The organism is Streptacidiphilus alkalitolerans (assembly GCF_042511045.1).
Taxonomy (GTDB): Bacteria; Actinomycetota; Actinomycetes; order Streptomycetales; family Streptomycetaceae; genus Streptacidiphilus; species Streptacidiphilus alkalitolerans.
Map to the genome: position 1 here is coordinate 190,328 of NZ_JBHEZX010000003.1, position 17,459 is coordinate 207,786.

At 70.7% G+C, this 17,459-nt stretch carries 9 protein-coding genes; 7 read left to right on the forward strand and 2 right to left on the reverse strand.

Annotation, left to right across the window (positions count from 1 at the left end; translation table 11 throughout):
- Positions 1 to 44: 44 nt before the first annotated feature.
- The 7 genes from ACEZDG_RS07655 to ACEZDG_RS07685 all read left to right on the forward strand — a co-directional run bounded on the left by ACEZDG_RS07655 (position 45) and on the right by ACEZDG_RS07685 (position 9,726).
- Complete coding sequence (locus ACEZDG_RS07655) at positions 45 to 2,465, forward strand: helicase-associated domain-containing protein (protein WP_380504356.1); 2,421 nt, start codon at positions 45 to 47, stop codon at positions 2,463 to 2,465.
- A gap of 114 nt (positions 2,466 to 2,579) precedes the next feature.
- Positions 2,580 to 3,329: a Crp/Fnr family transcriptional regulator gene (locus ACEZDG_RS07660; protein ID WP_380504359.1), complete on the forward strand. Its 750-nt coding sequence runs from the start codon at positions 2,580 to 2,582 to the stop codon at positions 3,327 to 3,329.
- A 117-nt stretch (positions 3,330 to 3,446) separates the two neighbouring features.
- Positions 3,447 to 4,289, forward strand: a complete 843-nt coding sequence (locus tag ACEZDG_RS07665; protein ID WP_380504362.1) for a hypothetical protein — start codon at positions 3,447 to 3,449, stop codon at positions 4,287 to 4,289.
- Positions 4,273 to 6,636, forward strand: coding sequence for a hypothetical protein (locus tag ACEZDG_RS07670; protein ID WP_380504364.1), 2,364 nt, complete (start codon positions 4,273 to 4,275; stop codon positions 6,634 to 6,636). The genes ACEZDG_RS07665 and ACEZDG_RS07670 overlap by 17 nt, the downstream gene beginning before the upstream one ends.
- A gap of 58 nt (positions 6,637 to 6,694) precedes the next feature.
- Positions 6,695 to 7,720: a PE-PGRS family protein gene (locus ACEZDG_RS07675; protein WP_380504367.1), complete on the forward strand. Its 1,026-nt coding sequence runs from the start codon at positions 6,695 to 6,697 to the stop codon at positions 7,718 to 7,720.
- A gap of 18 nt (positions 7,721 to 7,738) precedes the next feature.
- Positions 7,739 to 8,293 carry a Pycsar system effector family protein gene (locus ACEZDG_RS07680; RefSeq protein WP_380504370.1) on the forward strand — a complete coding sequence of 185 codons (555 nt, stop codon included), beginning with the start codon at positions 7,739 to 7,741 and terminating at the stop codon, positions 8,291 to 8,293.
- A 59-nt stretch (positions 8,294 to 8,352) separates the two neighbouring features.
- The gene (locus tag ACEZDG_RS07685) at positions 8,353 to 9,726 is read left to right on the forward strand and encodes a M48 family metalloprotease (protein ID WP_380504373.1); all 1,374 of its coding nucleotides are present in this window, start codon (positions 8,353 to 8,355) and stop codon (positions 9,724 to 9,726) included.
- A gap of 76 nt (positions 9,727 to 9,802) precedes the next feature.
- On the opposite strand, the gene ACEZDG_RS07690 is transcribed toward ACEZDG_RS07685, so the two are convergent.
- Together ACEZDG_RS07690 and rpoB are read right to left on the reverse strand one after the other, a co-directional pair.
- A complete protein-coding gene (locus ACEZDG_RS07690; RefSeq protein ID WP_380504376.1) occupies positions 9,803 to 13,702 on the reverse strand; it encodes a DNA-directed RNA polymerase subunit beta' in 3,900 nt (1,299 codons plus the stop codon).
- Positions 13,703 to 13,805: 103 nt separating this feature from the next.
- Positions 13,806 to 17,279, reverse strand: a complete 3,474-nt coding sequence (gene rpoB, locus ACEZDG_RS07695) for a DNA-directed RNA polymerase subunit beta (protein WP_380504379.1) — start codon at positions 17,277 to 17,279, stop codon at positions 13,806 to 13,808.
- Positions 17,280 to 17,459: the final 180 nt, after the last annotated feature.

The window sequence follows — 17,459 nt, forward strand, 5'->3', positions numbered from 1 at the left end:
GCTACGGTCGGGTGATCCGACGGTTCCGTCCCGGGAGAACGCCCGTGAAAACCCTCCACCTGCTGACCGAGCGGCTCGCCGGGCTCACCCGTGACGAGCTGGCCGAACTGCTGGACGCCCGCCGGGTGCGCTCCACCGTGCTGCGCCCGGGCTCGGGGCCGCAGTACCCGGGTTCGCAGCACGCGGGTTCGCCGCGGGCCGGCGCGGCGTCGGTCGGCCTGGAGCGGCTGGCCGCGGCACTGCTGGAGGACCGCTCGGTGGCCGAGGCGGTGGGCCGGCTGGACACACCGTCGCTGCAACTGCTGGGCGGGGCGGTGTGGCTGGCCGCCCGGCGGCACGGGGTGCTGCGGGAGCAGCCGTACTGGACCCAGCTGGAGCCGTCCGAGCGGCCGGTGGCGGTGCCGGCCCTGCTGGACTTCCTGGCCGGGGACGACCCCGGGCTGCGGCAGGCGGTGGAACGGACGCTGGCGGCCCTGCGGCGGCTGCTGCTGGTGCTGCCCGCCGACGGCGGGGAACTGGCGCTGCCGGCCTTTGTGCACCGGCACCTGGCCGAGGCGGTGGGGCTGAGCCGTCCGGCCGCACAGCTGATGAGCGAGTCCTTCAACGCCCCCGAGGTGCACCGGATCGCGGCCGGTCTAGACCTTCCCGCCGTCCGCAACCGCGACGCCGCGCAGGCCGCGGTGGCCGCCCTGCTGGCGGACCGGGAGCGGGTGCGGGCGCTGCTGGACGCCGCGCCGCCGGAGGTCCGCGGCCTGGTCGACCGGCTGGTGCGGGAGGCGCCGCGGCTGCGGGCCCGCTGCTTCGTCCCGCTCGGCGGCTTCCACTACGGCGCGGGCACCAAGTACCAGCTGCGGCCCGGTGGTTCGGGCTCCGCCGAGGCGGACTGGCTGGCCGAGCACGGCATGCTGGCGCCGGTCGGCCCGGAGCTGGTGGAGCTGGTCCACGAGGTGGTCGACGCGGTCGCGGACGGGAAGGTCACCGGGCGCTTCGACCCCGAGCCGCCGCGGCTCGCGGCCGGGGTGCGCCCGGTCCCGGACTCGCTGAGCGAGGCCCAGTCGGCCGCCGCCTCGGCCAGCCGCAAGGCGGAACTGCTGCTGGCCGCGTGCGCCGCCGCTCCCCCGGCGATCCGCAAGGTCGGCGGGCTGGCGGTGCGGGACACCAGGCGGCTGGCCAAGGCGATCGGGGCGGAGGAGGAGCAGACCCGGCTGTGGATCGACCTGGCCTACAACGCCGACCTGCTCGGCGAGTACCAGGAGCCCTCCGAGGCCCTCGCGCCGCGTGGCCGGGGCCGCCGCGCGGCGGTGCCGAGCGGGCCGCTGCGGCTGCTGCCGACCGGCCGCTACGACGCCTGGCTGGCCGGGCCGCCGGCCGAGCGGCTGGTCCCGCTGGCGGCGGTCTGGGCGGTGCTGCCGGAGGTGCTGACCTGGTGGCCGGAGCACCGGGAGGAGACCCCGGTGGCGCTGGTGGCCCCGCAGGATCCGGACGCGGTGCCGCTGCGGCGGCAGCTGCTGACCGCCCTGGCGACGCTGCCGCCCGGGCAGGGCCTCGGCCCCGCCGCCGGGCTCGGCAGCGCGGGCCTGGCCGAACTGGTGCGGCTGGTCGGCTGGCTCTGCCCGGCCGGCCTGGGCGGCGGCCCCGCGGCCGAGGGACGGACGCTGGCCACCCTGCGCGAGGCCGAACTGCTGGGAGCCGTCGCCCACGGCAGGCTGACCCCGCTCGGCACCGCCGTGCTGGAGCTGCTGGGCACCGACGCGGCCGAGTGGTTCCCGGCCGTGCCGGGGATCGCCGCGGGCGGCGAGGACTACCGGCCGGCCGTGGACGGGCTGCGGACGGCCGCGGCCGGGCTGCTGCCCCCGCCGCAGCGCACCGCGCGGTTCCAGGCCGACCTGACCGCCATCGCCTCGGGCGCGCCGTCCGCGGAGCTGGCCGAGCTGCTGGGCTCGGCCGCCGACCGGGAGTCGGAGGGGCATGCGGTGGTGTGGCGGTTCAGCGCCGCCTCGGTCCGCCGAGCCCTGGACGGCGGGCTGTCCGGGGAGGACCTGCTGGCCGGGCTGCGGGAGGTGGCCGAGGGCACGCTGCCGCAGCCGCTGGAGTACCTGGTCCGCGACACCGGGCGGACCCACGGCCGGGTCCGGGTGGTGCGCTCGGCCTGCTGCGTCCGCTCGGACGACGAGGCGCTGGTGCTGGAGCTGTCGAAGAGCCGGATGCTGGCCAAGGTGGGGCTGCGCCGGATCGCGCCGACGGTGCTGATCAGCACCCACTCCCCCGCCGCCACCCTGGAGGCACTGCGCGCGGCCGGTTACGCACCGGTACTTGAGGCGGAGACCGGGGTCACCGTGGTCGAACGCGCGCCCGAACGCCGGGCCGAGCAGCGCATGCCCGATCTGTCCCGACTGCGCCGGGGCGGCGCCCGGGGCGCGGAGACCGTATACGACCTGGCAGAGCGGCTGATGCGGGGAATCTGATTCGCCACCCCCCAACGGCGCCGAATCGCTGGCAGTCGGCTCCGAAACCCGAGTACGTTCGTTTCTTCCAGCCAACGTCCTTGGGGCGTAAGGCAATCGGGGGAATTCATGAGCATGGGTGATTTCTGGGGTGCCGAGAGCGACTCACCGACGACGCTCCGGAAACCGGTGTCCCGCCAGGACCGGAGCCTCGACGACCGGGTGCCTTTCCTCGCACGTCTGGAAAAGGGCGAACGGGAGTCCTTACTGAGCCTGGGCCGGACCATCCACTACCCCACCCGGTCCGTGGTGATCCGGCAGGAGGAGCCCTCGGCCCATGTCCTGCTGATCGTGCACGGCTGGTTGAAAGTGACCGTCTCCGCCGTCAACGGCTATGAGGCACTGCTCGCGCTGAGGGGTCCCGGCGACATCGTCGGGGAGTCCGCCGCCGTGAGCGGCCGTCCCAGGTCCGCGACGGTCACCTCACTGGAGACGGTCGAGGCGGTCGCGGTCGACCAGGACCACTTCACCGGCTATCTGGAGCGGACGCCCAGCGCCGCCATGCAGTTGCTCAGCCTGACCGTCGACCGGCTGCGCAGCGGGGACCGGCGCCGACTGGAGTTCGGCGCGCTCACCGTGAGCGAACGGCTGTCCGGACTGCTGCTCGAACTGGCCCGCACCCACGGGTTCAGCACCGACGAGGGCATCGAGGTGGCGGTCCCGCTGAGCCAGCAGGAACTGGCGGGCTCGGTCGGGGCCTCCCGGGAGGCGGTCACCCGGCTGCTCAAGGTGCTGCGGGAGCGCGGCATCATCGCCACCCACCGGCGCCGCCTGGTGATCCTCCGCCCGGACCTGCTGCGCAAGACCGATCAGCTCTACGACTAGTTGATCATGATTTTCATCTGAGCACTCTGTCACACACGGGGTGTGCCCTCCGCCCTCCCTGGTACGGCGGGTTCCCGCCAAGCTGCTTCCGAACCGGCGAACCGTCGAGAGGCAGCCATGCCAGAACCCACCAACCGAACCATCCTGCTGTTCGACATCGAGGGATTCGGAAAGCACGACGACGTCCAGCAGACCTTCATGCGGCGGGTGCTCTACGACGTGGTCAGGGAGACGCTGGAGCGGGCGGAGGTCGAGCAGACCGCGCTGCGGCTGGAGGACCGGGGCGACTCGGTACTGAGCCTGATCGACCCGGCCGTGCCCAAGACCCGGCTGCTGAAAGCCCTGCTCACCGAGACCCCGGCGATCCTGCACGGCTACAACCGGGTCGCCGCCAGCAGCACCCAGGTCAGGCTGCGGATCGTGCTCGCCTCCGGCGAGGTGGCCCTGCACGAGATCGCCGGAGTGATCGGCGGCGTCGTCGGCGGGGACCTCAACCAGGCGTTCCGGCTGCTGAATTCGGACGTGCTGCGGGTCGCGCTCCGGGACCGCACCGGGCAGAGCGTGCTGTGCGTGTCCGAGTCGGTGTACCGGGGCACCGTCCGGCACGGCTATCCCGGGGTGCGTCCCGAGGAGTTCCAGGAGGTCCTGATCACCGGGAAGGAGGGGCAGCTCTCCGCCTGGGTGCACGGGGCGCCACCCGTCGCAGGGACACCGCCGCAGCGTCCGTCGACCACAGGGGAGCCGACGGACGCGCACCAGCCGACCGGGCAGCAGGCCGACCAGCGTGCCGAACAGCCGCCCGGCGCGGGCAACAGCATCCAGTTCCTGGGCGGTTCACCGTCCTTCGGCGGCAGCCTGATCGCCGGCCCGCAGACCATGGTCTCGGGCGGCCAGGTCACCGGAGACGTCGTTTTCGGCAACAAGAGCACCGACAAGGGATCCGATGAGCAGCAATCCTGACGCCGAGGCCAACGCCGCCAAGGCCGCCGACGCCGCGGCGAGCCCCGGTCCGAATCCGAAGCCGGATGCCAAGGCGGGCCCGAAGGCGGGGGCCAAGGCCGAGGCCAAGGCGGGTGCCGAGCAGGAGCCCGAGGCCGCCGACCAGGCCGCGGGCCCGCCGCCGCAGGGTGCCTGGGAGGCCGCCCAGGAGCTGTTCGACCACCTGCCGCCCTCCTTCAACGGCACCCTCTTCGCCGGCGGCGCACCCGGCTTCGGCGGCCATCTGATCGGCGGCGACCAGCACACGGTCTCCGGCGGCCGGGTCCACGGCGACGTGTTCACCGGCAACAAGACCGAGGTGCACCACCACAACGCCCCCGGCGGGAGCGGCCCCCGCTACGCCGGCGAGGTCACCGCGGCCGAGATCGACCGGCTGATGGAGGTGTTCCAGCAGGGCGACGCCTTCGAGGCCGCCCTGGCCTGCCTGCGCGACTCACGGGTGCTGGTGCTGACCGGAAAGCAGTCGAGCGGGCGCAGCGCCGCCTCCAAGGCGCTGTTACGCGCCCTGGAGGTGCGCACCGTACGGGTGCTGGACACCAGCGTCGGCCCGGACGACATGCTGAACCAGGCCGAGCCCGCGCCCGGCTACGTGCTGTGGGACCTCCCGGTCAGCCGGAACCGGCGGCTGTCCGAGGACCGGCTGCGCACGCTGCGCACCAAGCTGGCCAAGGACGGCGGCTACCTGGTCATCACCACCGAGGACTCCCCGCTGCTGGCCGACCTCAGGCGGAACCGCTGGACCGCGGCCTGGACCCCGCCGACCGGTACCGCGATGCTCACCGCCCACGTCCGGCTGGAGCTCAGCTGGCTGCCCGGGGAGCCGGACGACCAGGCGCTGCCCGCACTGCGTCCCGAGCCGCTGGGCGTCGACGAACTGCTGGCGCTGCCGGCCACCCTCAGCTTCCTCAGCAGCACCCGCACCCCGCAGGAGATCAAGGAGTACGCCCAGGTCCTGGCCCGCTACTCGTTCGGGGAGGCCACCGAGGAGGAGCTCTCCGAGCTCGACCAGGGCGCCGTGGACGATCAGGTCGCGCAGTGGTTCGCCGACACCGACACCACGCTCCGCGAGCGGGCCTTCCTGGTCTCGCTGGCCGTCTTCGACGGGTCCGCCTACGCGCTCGCGGCCGAGCGCGGGGACGAACTGCACACCCGGCTGCAGCAGATCGAGAAGCCCGACAAGCCGGCCGAGACACCGGTGTTCGGGCTGACCGCGCGTCAGCGGCTGGAGTCGGCCAGGGCCACCCTGACCGAACGCAACGAACCCACCGTCTGGGGGCCGCTGCCGCAGCAGATCGCCACCTTCGACGACCAGCGGATCCGGGCCGCGCTGCTGCGCGAGGTCTGGCTCGGCCACCCCTCGGCCCGGCCCGCCCTGATCGACTGGATCAGCGACCTCGCCGGGAGCGCCGACCCGCTGGTGCGCACCCGCGCGGCCAGTGCCACCGCCGTGCTCGCCGCGGTGGACCTGCCCTCGGTGATGCCCCGGCTGCTGCAGCCCTGGGCCTCGTCGCCGCTGTTCACCCTGCGGCTGCAGGCCGCGAACACGCTCACCCTGCTGGCCTGGTCCACCGGTGCCGTCGCGGTGCCGCAGATCCTGCGCGGCTGGTGCCTCAGCAAGGACGAGCGGGTGCGTTGGACCGGGATCCGCGGCCACGGCCTGATCGGCTCGGTGGCGCCCGAGGAGGCCCTGCGCGACCTCGGCGACCTGGTCACCCAGCCGGACTCCGACCCGGGCGCGGAGGAGGTGGACGCCCTGGAGAGCGCCACCTCGCTGCTGCTGGTCACCACCAGCCGCTCGCTGGTGCTGGCCCGGCTGGTCTCCTGGCTGGAACCCCGCGGCCCCAGGCGCGGCCTGGCGCTGATCGCCTTCCTGCGGGCCGGCTGGTACTCGGAGGACGCCGTCAGCACCCCGCTGAGCTGGCCCTCGCTGCTGCGCTGGTACTCCCTGGGCGCGGCCACCGCGGGCGGGCCGCCCTCGGTGACCACGCTGGCCGAGGCCGAGGAGCCGCAGGACCGGCAGCACCTGGTCTGCCTCTGGTGGGCCGCCCTCGCCGAACCGCAGCACACCGACCAGGCCAGGGAACTGCTGCGGCACTGGATCCGCACCGCCGAGCGCGATCCGGAGGCCGAACAGGGCATCGCCTCGCTGCTCCGGGCGCTGGCGGTGAGCGAGGACGACCGGCTGCGGCTGAGCCACCTGGTCCGGACCCTCGCCGAGGCGAACAAGGACACCCCGCTGGCGCGGATCAGCCGACGTCTGCTGCTCGCCGCCGACCTGCCTGACCCCGACCCGAACCAGCAGTTCTGAGGGCGCTGTTCCGCAGAGCTGCCGCACCCACAGTTCCGTCCAGCACAGGAGGACCACCATGCCGGACTTCCGGCAGATTCCCGAGTGGAGCCAGTCCGCTCGCCGCAACAGCGCGATCGTCGACCCGGTCGCGGTCGTCCGCCAGGTGTCACGAATCGACCACCTCACCCGCCGTCCCACCGCCAACGCCGACCGGGCCCTCGTCTTCAGCGACGGCTCGGGCAAGCTCGACGCCTTCCTGCCGCCGCTCCGGCCCGGCCGGGCCGAACTCACCGCCCGGGGCTACCGCACCGTGTACGAGGTCGACATGGGCATCCACCACCTGGAACTGGTGCACTCGCTCCCCTCGCAGGGCGACGCCTTCTCGTTCCAGGCCGAGATCGACGTCACCTGGCAGGTCTCCTCCCCCGCACTGGTCGTCAGCAGCGGCATCAGGGACGTGCCGGCGATGATCTCGCCGCGGATCCAGAGCCTGATGCGCGCGGCCAGCCGGAAGTTCTCGGTCGAGGACAGCGCCGACGCCGAGTCCGCCGTCCAGGAGAGCCTGTACAGCCGGCCGATCGCCGAGGACGTCGGCCTGCGGATCACCTGCACCGCCCGGCTCGACCTGGACGCCGCGGCCCGCGAGCACCAGTCCCGGCTGCGCGGCATCAAGTACGACATGCAGGCCGCCACCCCCGAGTTCGAGTACCTGCAGCTGCGGGCCCAGCAGGAGCAGGCGCTGCTGGCCCAGAAGGCCGACTTCTACCGCTACTACCTGGAGCGGGGCGGCATCCAGCAGTGGGCGCTGCAGGTGGCCCAGCACCCGGACGACATGCGGCACGCCCTGGAGAGCCTGCGGCAGGACGAGCAGATCCAGGTCCAGAACCAGATGCACCTGATCGAGAACATGATCGAGAACGGCACCTTCGAGGACTTCCAACTGGAGGAGCCGGCCAAGGAGGCACTGCGGCAGCTGAAGCACATCCTCGCCCCGGCCTCGGCGCCGCCCCGGCCCTCGGATCCGCCGCCCAAGCCGCAGCTGCCCCCGGGCTACCCGACGGCTCCGGGGCCGTCCGCCGCCGACCAGCAGCCGTCCAGCTGACGGCGGGGAGAGCCGGCCATGTCCACCGACGTACCCCCGCAGCAGACCCGGGCACCGGGCACCGGCAGCGGCGTCAGTGCCGGCAGCGGCACGGCCGCCGGTACCCGGCTGCTGGCCGAGCTGCGCGACGAGATCGTCCGCGCGGACAACAAGGCGTCCGTGCTGGTGGCGACGCTCGGCATCGCCGCGGGGCTGGTGGGCGGACTGCTGACCGGGCACGACTGGTCCCCTGGCCGGCTCGGACCGGTCCCGGCCACGGCCTGGTGGCTGGGGACGGTGAGCCTGGGCGTGGCGCTGGTCGCGCTGCTGCTGGCGATCCGGCCCCGCTACCGGAAGAGCGGCTGGCGTCCCGGGCTCCCGCTCACCTACTTCCAGGACATCAACCAGGCGGCGGCGCTGGGACGGCTCGCGGACGCCCTCGCCGACACCGAACGGGACGCCTCGGCGGCCCTGCTCACCTCGCTCACCAGCAACAGCCTGATCGTCGCGCGGAAGCACCAGTGCGTACGCACCGGTCTCGCCGCGTTCGGCCTGAGCGCGGTGCTGCTGGCCTTCGCACTGATCGCCGGCTGACCTCCCACGACCCTCCGCAGCAGAACCCCGCACAGCACCGATCCTGAACCGAGAGGCCCATGATGGACCAACCACCGCAGTACCCGACGGAACCGGAGTACCCGGCCGCCCCCGAGTACCCGAAGGCCGCGCAGGCAGCACAGGACCTGACGCCGCCCCAGTACCCCACCGCCGCCCCGGAGTTCCCGGCCCCGCCGGCCTACCCGACCGCGCCCGAGTACCCGACCGCCACAGCGTTCCCGGCCGCCCCGGACTACCCGTCAGCGCCGGCGTACCCGCAGGCAGCACAGGCCGCGGCGCCGGCCCCGGCCGCGCCCCCGTACCCGACGGCGCCGTCCCCCGCGGCTCCGTACCCTTCGGCCCCGCCGGAGTACCCGCAGGGCGAGCCGGTCCTGCTGCTGCCCCCGCCGCAGCACGCGTTCCAGCCCCCCGCCGCCGCACCGCCCGCGCCCCCGGCGCCCGCACCCGCGCCCGCCGCCGAGGACTCGGGCCTGGAGACCGACCAGCTCACCTTCAGCACCGGCCGGACGCACATGGCCGCCCGCCAGCGCGGCGCGGACGCCGCCGCGATCAGCGGGCTGCTGCTGCACCTGCCCAACTTCATCTGCAGCTTCCTGGTCGTCTACATCCTGGCCAGCATCCTGCCCACGGTCCTCACCTATGTGGTGGTGATCGCCTGGCTGGCCTCCGGCGCGCTGGTCTTCCACCGCCCGACCGAGCGCTTCTTCGCCCGCTACCTGCTCAACCTGCGCTACCCGACCCGCAAGGAGCTCGACTGGCTCAACCCCATCTGGCGCGAGGTCACCACCAGAGCCGGCATCGAGGGCTCGAACTACGACCTGTGGATAGAGGACAGCGCCGACCTCAACGCCTATGCCGCGGCCGGCCATATCGTGGGAGTCACCCACTACTCGATGACCACGCTGCCACCGGCCGAGCTGGCCGGGGTGCTCGCCCATGAGCTCGGCCACCACACCGGCGGCCACGCCTGGTCCAACCTGCTGGGCCTGTGGTACTCGCTGCCCGGGCGGCTGGCCTGGCAGCTGCTGCGCAAGGTGACCTCGCTCGCGGTGCGGCTCGCGCAGTACTTCTTCTGCCTGGGCGCGGCGATCATCATCGTCGCGGCCGGCGCCCTGATCGGGCTGGCGCTGACCTTCTGGCCGCTGCTGCTGGTGCTGGTGGCCCCGTACCTGCTGGCGGCCGTCGGCCGGAAGGCGGAGATGCGGGCCGACCAGAAGGCCGCGGAGCTGGGCTTCGCCCAGGTCATGATCCAGGTGCTGACCAAGGTCCACGGCGAGGAGATCGAGGCCCAGCGGCAGCTCGGCGCGAGCGCGCTGCAGCGTCCCAGCCTCGCCTCCAAGCTGCTGTCCTCGCACCCGGACTACCACACTCGCCTGCGGCAGCTGGAGGCCTTCCTGCCGCAGGCTTCCTGAGGGGGAAACGCCGCAGGGCGGCCACCCCGGTGATCCGGAGTGGCCGCCCTGCGGCTCGAACGGTACTGCCGACCGGTCAGCCCGTGTAGGGGCCGTAGTCGTAGTCGTCCAGCGGCACTGCCTGGCCGGAGCCGGAGCCGAACGGCGAGTAGTCGATGTCGTCGTAGCCGACGGCCGAGTACATCGCGGCCTTCGCCTCCTCGGTGGGCTCGACCCGGATGTTGCGGTAGCGGGGAAGACCCGTACCGGCCGGGATGAGCTTGCCGAGGATGACGTTCTCCTTGAGGCCCAGCAGCGGGTCCGACTTGGCGTGGATCGCCGCGTCGGTGAGCACCCGGGTCGTCTCCTGGAAGGAGGCGGCGGACAGCCAGGACTCGGTCGCCAGCGAGGCCTTGGTGATACCCATCAGCTGCGGACGGCCGGAGGCGGGCTGGCCGCTCTCGGACACCACACGACGGTTCTCGGTCTCGAAGCGACCGCGCTCGACCAGCTCGCCGGGCAGCAGCTCGGCGTCGCCGGACTCGATGATCGTGACCCGGCGCAGCATCTGCCGGATGATGATCTCGATGTGCTTGTCGTGGATCGACACACCCTGCGAGTTGTAGACCTTCTGGACCTCGGCGACCAGGTGGATCTGCACCTGGCGCTGGCCCAGAATGCGCAGCACGTCGTGGGGGTTGACGGTACCCGCGGTGAGCTGCTGGCCGACCTCGACGTGCTCGCCCTCGCTGACCCGGAGCTTGATGCGCTTGGAGATCGGGTAGGGGATCTCCTCGCTGCCGTCGTCCGGGGTGATGACGAGCTTGCGGGTCTTGTCGGTGTCCTCGATCCGGACCCGGCCCTCGGCCTCGCTGATCGGGGCCACACCACGCGGGTTGCGGGCCTCGAACAGCTCGACCACACGGGGCAGACCCTGGGTGATGTCGTCACCGGCCACACCACCGGTGTGGAAGGTGCGCATGGTCAGCTGGGTGCCGGGCTCACCGATGGACTGGGCGGCGATGATGCCGACCGCCTCACCGATGTCGACCAGCTTGCCGGTGGCCAGCGAGCGGCCGTAGCACATGGCGCAGGTGCCGACGGAGGACTCGCAGGTCAGGATCGAGCGGGTCTTGACCTCGGAGATGCCCAGACGGATCAGCTCGTCGATCAGGACGTCGCCCAGGTCGGTGTTGACCGGGGCCAGCACCTGGCCGTCGACCACGATCTCCTCGGCCAGCGCACGTGCGTACACGCTGGTCTCGACGTCGTCCCGCTTGCGCAGCACGCCGTCGGCGCCGAGGTCGGCGATCGGCAGCTTGAGACCGCGCTCGGTGCCGCAGTCCTCCTCGCGAATGATGACGTCCTGGGAGACGTCGACCAGACGACGGGTGAGGTAGCCCGAGTCGGCGGTACGCAGGGCGGTGTCCGCGAGGCCCTTACGGGCACCGTGGGTGGAGATGAAGTACTCCAGCACGGAGAGGCCCTCACGGAACGACGCCTTGATGGGTCGCGCGATGGTCTCGTTCTTCGCGTTGGACACCAGACCACGCATACCGGCGATCTGACGCATCTGCATCATGTTTCCGCGAGCCCCGGAGTCCACCATCATGAAGATGGGGTTGGTCTTCGGGAAGTTCGCGTTCATCGCCTCGGCGACCTCGGCGGTGGCCTTGGTCCAGATCTCCACGAGCTCCTGCTGGCGCTCGTCCTTGGTGATCAGGCCGCGCTCGTACTGCTTCTGGACCTTCTCGGCCCGCTCCTCGTAGCCCTCGAGGATCTGGGGCTTGTTCGGCGGGACCACGACGTCCGAGATCGAGACGGTGACACCGGACCGGGTGGCCCAGTGGAAACCGGCCGCCTTGAGGTTGTCCAGCGTCGCCGCGACGACGACCTTGGGGTACCGCTCGGCGAGGTCGTTGACGATCGCCGAGAGGTGCTTCTTGTTGATCTCCTCCTCGACGAACGGGTAGTCCTCGGGCAGCAGCTCGTTGAAGAGCGCGCGGCCCAGGGTCGTCCGCAGCCGGAGCTGCTCCCCCTCGGTCCAGGTCGGCTTGCCGTCCTCGTCCACCGGGGCGACCCAGCCACGCGGCGGGACGGTGCCCAGCGGGAGGCGCAGGTCGATCTCGGCCTGGAGGTCCAGGTCCTTGGCGTCGAAGGCCATCACGGCCTCCGGCGTCGAACCGAAGGCGCGGCCGACACCGCGGAGGGTCTCCGGGTCGCGCTCCGAGGTGAGGAAGAACAGGCCCAGCACCATGTCCTGGGTCGGCATGGTGACGGGGCGACCGTCGGCCGGCTTCAGGATGTTGTTGGAGGACAGCATCAGGATGCGGGCCTCGGCCTGCGCCTCCGCGGAGAGCGGAAGGTGCACGGCCATCTGGTCGCCGTCGAAGTCCGCGTTGAACGCGGTGCAGACGAGCGGGTGGATCTGGATGGCCTTGCCCTCGACCAGCTGCGGTTCGAAGGCCTGGATGCCGAGGCGGTGCAGGGTGGGCGCACGGTTCAGCAGCACCGGGTGCTCGGCGATGACCTCTTCGAGGACGTCCCAGACCACCGGGCGGGCGCGCTCGACCATGCGCTTGGCCGACTTGATGTTCTGCGCGTGGTTCAGGTCCACCAGGCGCTTCATCACGAACGGCTTGAAGAGCTCCAGCGCCATGGCCTTCGGCAGACCGCACTGGTGCAGCTTGAGCTGCGGGCCGACGACGATGACCGAACGGGCCGAGTAGTCGACCCGCTTGCCGAGCAGGTTCTGGCGGAAACGGCCCTGCTTGCCCTTGAGCATGTCGCTCAGGGACTTCAGCGGCCGGTTGCCGGGACCGGTGACCGGGCGACCGCGGCGGCCGTTGTCGAACAGCGCGTCGACAGCCTCCTGCAGCATCCGCTTCTCGTTGTTCACGATGATCTCGGGGGCGCCGAGGTCGAGCAGACGCTTGAGCCGGTTGTTGCGGTTGATCACGCGGCGGTACAGGTCGTTCAGGTCGGAGGTCGCGAAGCGGCCACCGTCCAGCTGCACCATCGGGCGGAGGTCCGGCGGGATCACCGGGACGCAGTCCAGCACCATGCCCGAGGGCTTGTTGGTGGTCTGCAGGAACGCGGAGACGACCTTGAGGCGCTTGAGCGCCCGGGTCTTCTTCTGGCCCTTGCCGGTCTTGATGATCTCGCGGAGGCGCTCGGCCTCCTCCTCCAGGTCGAAGGTCTCCAGGCGCTTCTGCAGCGCCGCGGCACCCATCGAACCGGAGAAGTACGTGCCGAAGCGGTCGCGCAGCTCGCGGTAGAGCAGCTCGTCGCCCTCCAGGTCCTGGACCTTGAGGGTCTTGAAGCGGGCCCACACCTCGTCCAGCCGGTCCAGCTCGCGCTGGGCACGGTCACGGAGCTGCTTCATCTCGCGCTCGGCGCCTTCGCGCACCTTGCGGCGCACGTCCGCCTTGGCGCCCTCGGCCTCGAGCTCGGCGAGGTCGCCCTCGAGCTTCTTGGCGCGGGTCTCCAGGTCGGAGTCGCGGCGCTGCTCGATCTGCTGCCGCTCGACGGACACCTGGGCGTCCAGCGAGGACAGGTCACGGGTACGGCGCTCGTCGTCGACCCACGTGATCATGTAGGCGGCGAAGTAGATGACCTTCTCGAGGTCCTTGGGGGCAAGGTCCAGGAGGTAGCCGAGGCGTGAGGGCACGCCCTTGAAGTACCAGATGTGCGTGACAGGGGCGGCCAGCTCGATGTGGCCCATCCGCTCACGACGCACCTTGGCGCGAGTGACCTCGACGCCGCAGCGCTCGCAGATGATGCCCTTGAAGCGGACACGCTTGTACTTACCGCAGTAGCACTCCCAGTCCCGGGTGGGGCCGAAGATCTTCTCGCAGAAGAGTCCGTCCTTCTCGGGCTTGAGGGTGCGGTAGTTGATGGTCTCGGGCTTCTTAACCTCGCCGTGGGACCACTGACGGATGTCGTCAGCGGTCGCAAGGCCGATTCGCAGCTCATCGAAGAAGTTGACGTCGAGCACGGGTCGTCAGTCCCACCTTCGGGGTCGAAGTTTAACGCTGGTCTGAGGGGGTCCTGGGGGTGACGGGCCGGCGCTGGTTCTCAGCGCCGACCCGAGACCTCCGTCAGACCTCTTCGACGCTGCTCGGCTCTCGCCGGGACAGGTCGATACCGAGCTCCTCGGCGGCGCGGAACACGTCCTCGTCGGAGTCGCGCATCTCAATGGACATGCCGTCGGACGACAGCACCTCCACGTTCAGGCAGAGCGACTGCATCTCCTTGATGAGCACCTTGAAGGACTCGGGGATGCCGGGCTCGGGGATGTTCTCGCCCTTGACGATGGCCTCGTAGACCTTCACGCGGCCGAGCACGTCGTCGGACTTGATGGTGAGGAGTTCCTGGAGGGCGTAGGCGGCTCCGTATGCCTCGAGCGCCCACACCTCCATCTCACCGAAGCGCTGACCACCGAACTGCGCCTTACCACCCAGCGGCTGCTGGGTGATCATCGAGTACGGTCCGGTCGAACGGGCGTGGAGCTTGTCGTCGACCAGGTGGTGCAGCTTGAGGATGTACATGTAGCCGACCGAGACCGGCATCGGGAACGGCTCGCCGGAGCGGCCGTCGAACATCCGCGCCTTGCCCGAGGAGCCGACCAGGCGGTCGCCGTCCCGGGTGAGGGTGGTGTGGTCCAGCAGACCGGTGATCTCGTCCTCGCGGGCGCCGTCGAAGACCGGGGTGGCGAGGTTGGTGCCACCGACGGCCTTGTCGGCCCCGATCTTCTGGAGCCGGCGGGCCCACTCCTCGCTGAGGCCGGAGACGTCCCAGCCGGTCTTGGCGAGCCAGCCGAGGTGGGTCTCGAGCACCTGTCCCGGGTTCATTCGGGACGGGACACCCAGCGGGTTGAGGACGATGTCGACCGGGGTGCCGTCCTCGAGGAAGGGCATGTCCTCGACCGGAAGGATCTTGGAGATGACACCCTTGTTGCCGTGGCGGCCGGCCAGCTTGTCACCGTTGGTGATCTTGCGCTTCTGGGCCACGTAGACCCGGACCAGCTGGTTGACGCCGGGCGGCAGCTCGTCGCCCTCCTCGCGGTCGAAGACGCGGACGCCGATGATCTTGCCCTGCTCGCCGTGCGGCACCTTCAGCGAGGTGTCGCGGACCTCACGGGCCTTCTCGCCGAAGATGGCGCGCAGCAGGCGCTCCTCCGGGGTGAGCTCGGTCTCGCCCTTGGGCGTGACCTTGCCGACCAGGATGTCGCCGGTGGTGACATCGGCGCCGATCCGGATGATCCCGCGCTCGTCCAGGTCCGCGAGGACCTCCTCGGAGACGTTGGGGATGTCCCGGGTGATCTCCTCCGGGCCGAGCTTGGTGTCACGGGCGTCGACCTCGTGCTCCTCGATGTGGATCGAGGAGAGGACGTCGTCCTGCACGAGGCGCTGCGACAGGATGATCGCGTCCTCGTAGTTGTGGCCCTCCCACGGCATGAACGCCACGAGCAGGTTCTTGCCGAGCGCCATCTCGCCCTGGTCCGTGCAGGGACCGTCGGCGAGCACCTGGCCCACCTCGATCCGCGCGCCCTCGTCCACGATGACCTTCTGGTTGAAGGCCGTGCCCTGGTTGGAGCGGGTGAACTTGGCCACGCGGTACGTGGTGTAGGTGCCGTCGTCGTTGGCCACCGTGATGTAGTCCGCGGAGACCTCCTGGACCACACCGGACTTCTCGGCGGCGATGACATCGGCGGCGTCGACCGCGGCGCGGTACTCCATGCCGGTGCCGACCAGCGGCGACTCGCTCTTCAGCAGCGGGACGGCCTGGCGCATCATGTTGGATCCCATGAGGGCGCGGTTGGCGTCGTCGTGCTCGAGGAACGGGATCATCGCGGTGGCGACCGACACCATCTGCCGCGGCGAGACGTCCATGTAGTCGATCTCGATGCCGGGGATGTAGTCGATCTCCCCGCCACGGCGGCGGACCAGGACGCGGCCCTCCGCGAAGTGGTTGTCATCGGTCAGCGGCGCGTTGGCCTGGGCGATGACGAACCGGTCCTCCTCGTCCGCGGTGAGGTAGTCGAGGTCGTCGGTGACGATGCCCTCGACGACCTTGCGGTACGGGGTCTCCACGAAGCCGAAGGCGTTGACCCGGCCGTAGGAGGCGAGCGAACCGATCAGGCCGATGTTCGGGCCTTCCGGGGTCTCGATCGGACACATCCGGCCGTAGTGGGACGGGTGCACGTCACGGACCTCGAAGCCGGCCCGCTCACGGGACAGACCGCCGGGGCCCAGCGCGGACAGACGACGCTTGTGGGTCAGCCCCGACAGCGGGTTCGTCTGGTCCATGAACTGGGACAGCTGGCTGGTGCCGAAGAACTCCTTGATGGAGGCGACGACAGGCCGGATGTTGATCAGGGTCTGCGGCGTGATGGCCTCGACGTCCTGGGTCGTCATCCGCTCCCGGACCACGCGCTCCATACGGGCGAGGCCCGTACGCACCTGGTTCTGGATCAGCTCGCCGACGTTGCGGAGACGACGGTTGCCGAAGTGGTCGATGTCGTCGTCCTCGACGACGATCGTGTTGCCGTTGGGCGCGACCGTCTCGGTCTCGCCCGCGTGCAGCTGCACCAGGTACTTGATCGTGGCAAGGATGTCGTCCGTGGTGAGGACGCCGCCGTCGAGGGGCTGCTCCACGCCGAGCTTCTTGTTGATCTTGTACCGGCCGACCTTGGCGAGGTCGTAGCGCTTCGGGTTGAAGTAGAGGTTCTCCAGAAGCGTCTGCGCGGCCTCACGGGTCGGCGGCTCGCCCGGACGCAGCTTGCGGTAGATGTCGAGCAGTGCGTCGTCCTGGCCCTGGGTGTGGTCCTTCTCCAGGGTGGCGCGCATCGACTCGTACTGGCCGAACTCCTCCAGGATCTGCTCGGAGGTCCAGCCGAGGGCCTTCAGGAGCACGGTGACCGACTGCTTGCGCTTGCGGTCGATGCGGACACCGACCATGTCGCGCTTGTCGATCTCGAGCTCGAGCCAGGCACCGCGCGAGGGGATGACCTTGGCGGAGTAGATGTCCTTGTCGGACGTCTTGTCCAGGGTGGTGTCGAAGTAGACGCCCGGGGAGCGCACCAGCTGCGATACGACGACACGCTCGGTGCCGTTGATCACGAAGGTGCCCTTGTGGGTCATGAGCGGGAAGTCGCCCATGAAGACCGTCTGCGACTTGATCTCGCCGGTCTCGTTGTTGGTGAACTCGGCGGTGACGAAGAGCGGGGCCGCGAACGTGAAGTCGCGGTCCTTGCACTCGTCGATCGAGTTCTTGGGGGGCTCGAAGCGGTGGTCGCGGAAGGTCAGCGACATCGAACCGGAGAAGTCCTCGATCGGGGAGATCTCCTCGAAGATCTCCTCCAGACCTGACTTCTGCGGGACGTCGTGTCCTTCGGCGAGTGACGCCTCGACCCTGTCCTTCCACGCCTGATTGCCGAGGAGCCAGTCGAAGCTCTCGGTCTGCAGGGCGAGGAGGTTGGGAACCTCGAGGGGCTCACGAATCTTCGCGAAAGAAATACGGAGCGGTGCGGTGGATGCGGAGTTGTTCGAGGCGTTGCGCGAGGCGGCCAAGAGGGGGTCCTTCCGAGGGCTCGGACTCACTACGCGCGTACCGGGCCCACCCGTCGCACGGGTAGCATCCGCGCTTCCACACGAGCCGCTGGGCCAGAAGAATGGATCTCCTGGTCAGAGCCAGTGCGCAAACGGGGTGCCACCCCTGGTCGGGGCAGTGCTGTCACCGGGGGTCGAGTC

Bases quoted from the DNA above. Each gene is read 5' to 3' on its own strand.
- ACEZDG_RS07680 (WP_380504370.1), top strand. From the start codon at position 7,739: ATGTCCACCGACGTACCCCCGCAGCAGACCCGGGCACCGGGCACCGGC.
- ACEZDG_RS07665 (WP_380504362.1), top strand. From the start codon at position 3,447: ATGCCAGAACCCACCAACCGAACCATCCTGCTGTTCGACATCGAGGGA.
- ACEZDG_RS07675 (WP_380504367.1), top strand. From the start codon at position 6,695: ATGCCGGACTTCCGGCAGATTCCCGAGTGGAGCCAGTCCGCTCGCCGC.
- ACEZDG_RS07660 (WP_380504359.1), top strand. From the start codon at position 2,580: ATGGGTGATTTCTGGGGTGCCGAGAGCGACTCACCGACGACGCTCCGG.
- ACEZDG_RS07670 (WP_380504364.1), top strand. From the start codon at position 4,273: ATGAGCAGCAATCCTGACGCCGAGGCCAACGCCGCCAAGGCCGCCGAC.
- ACEZDG_RS07685 (WP_380504373.1), top strand. From the start codon at position 8,353: ATGATGGACCAACCACCGCAGTACCCGACGGAACCGGAGTACCCGGCC.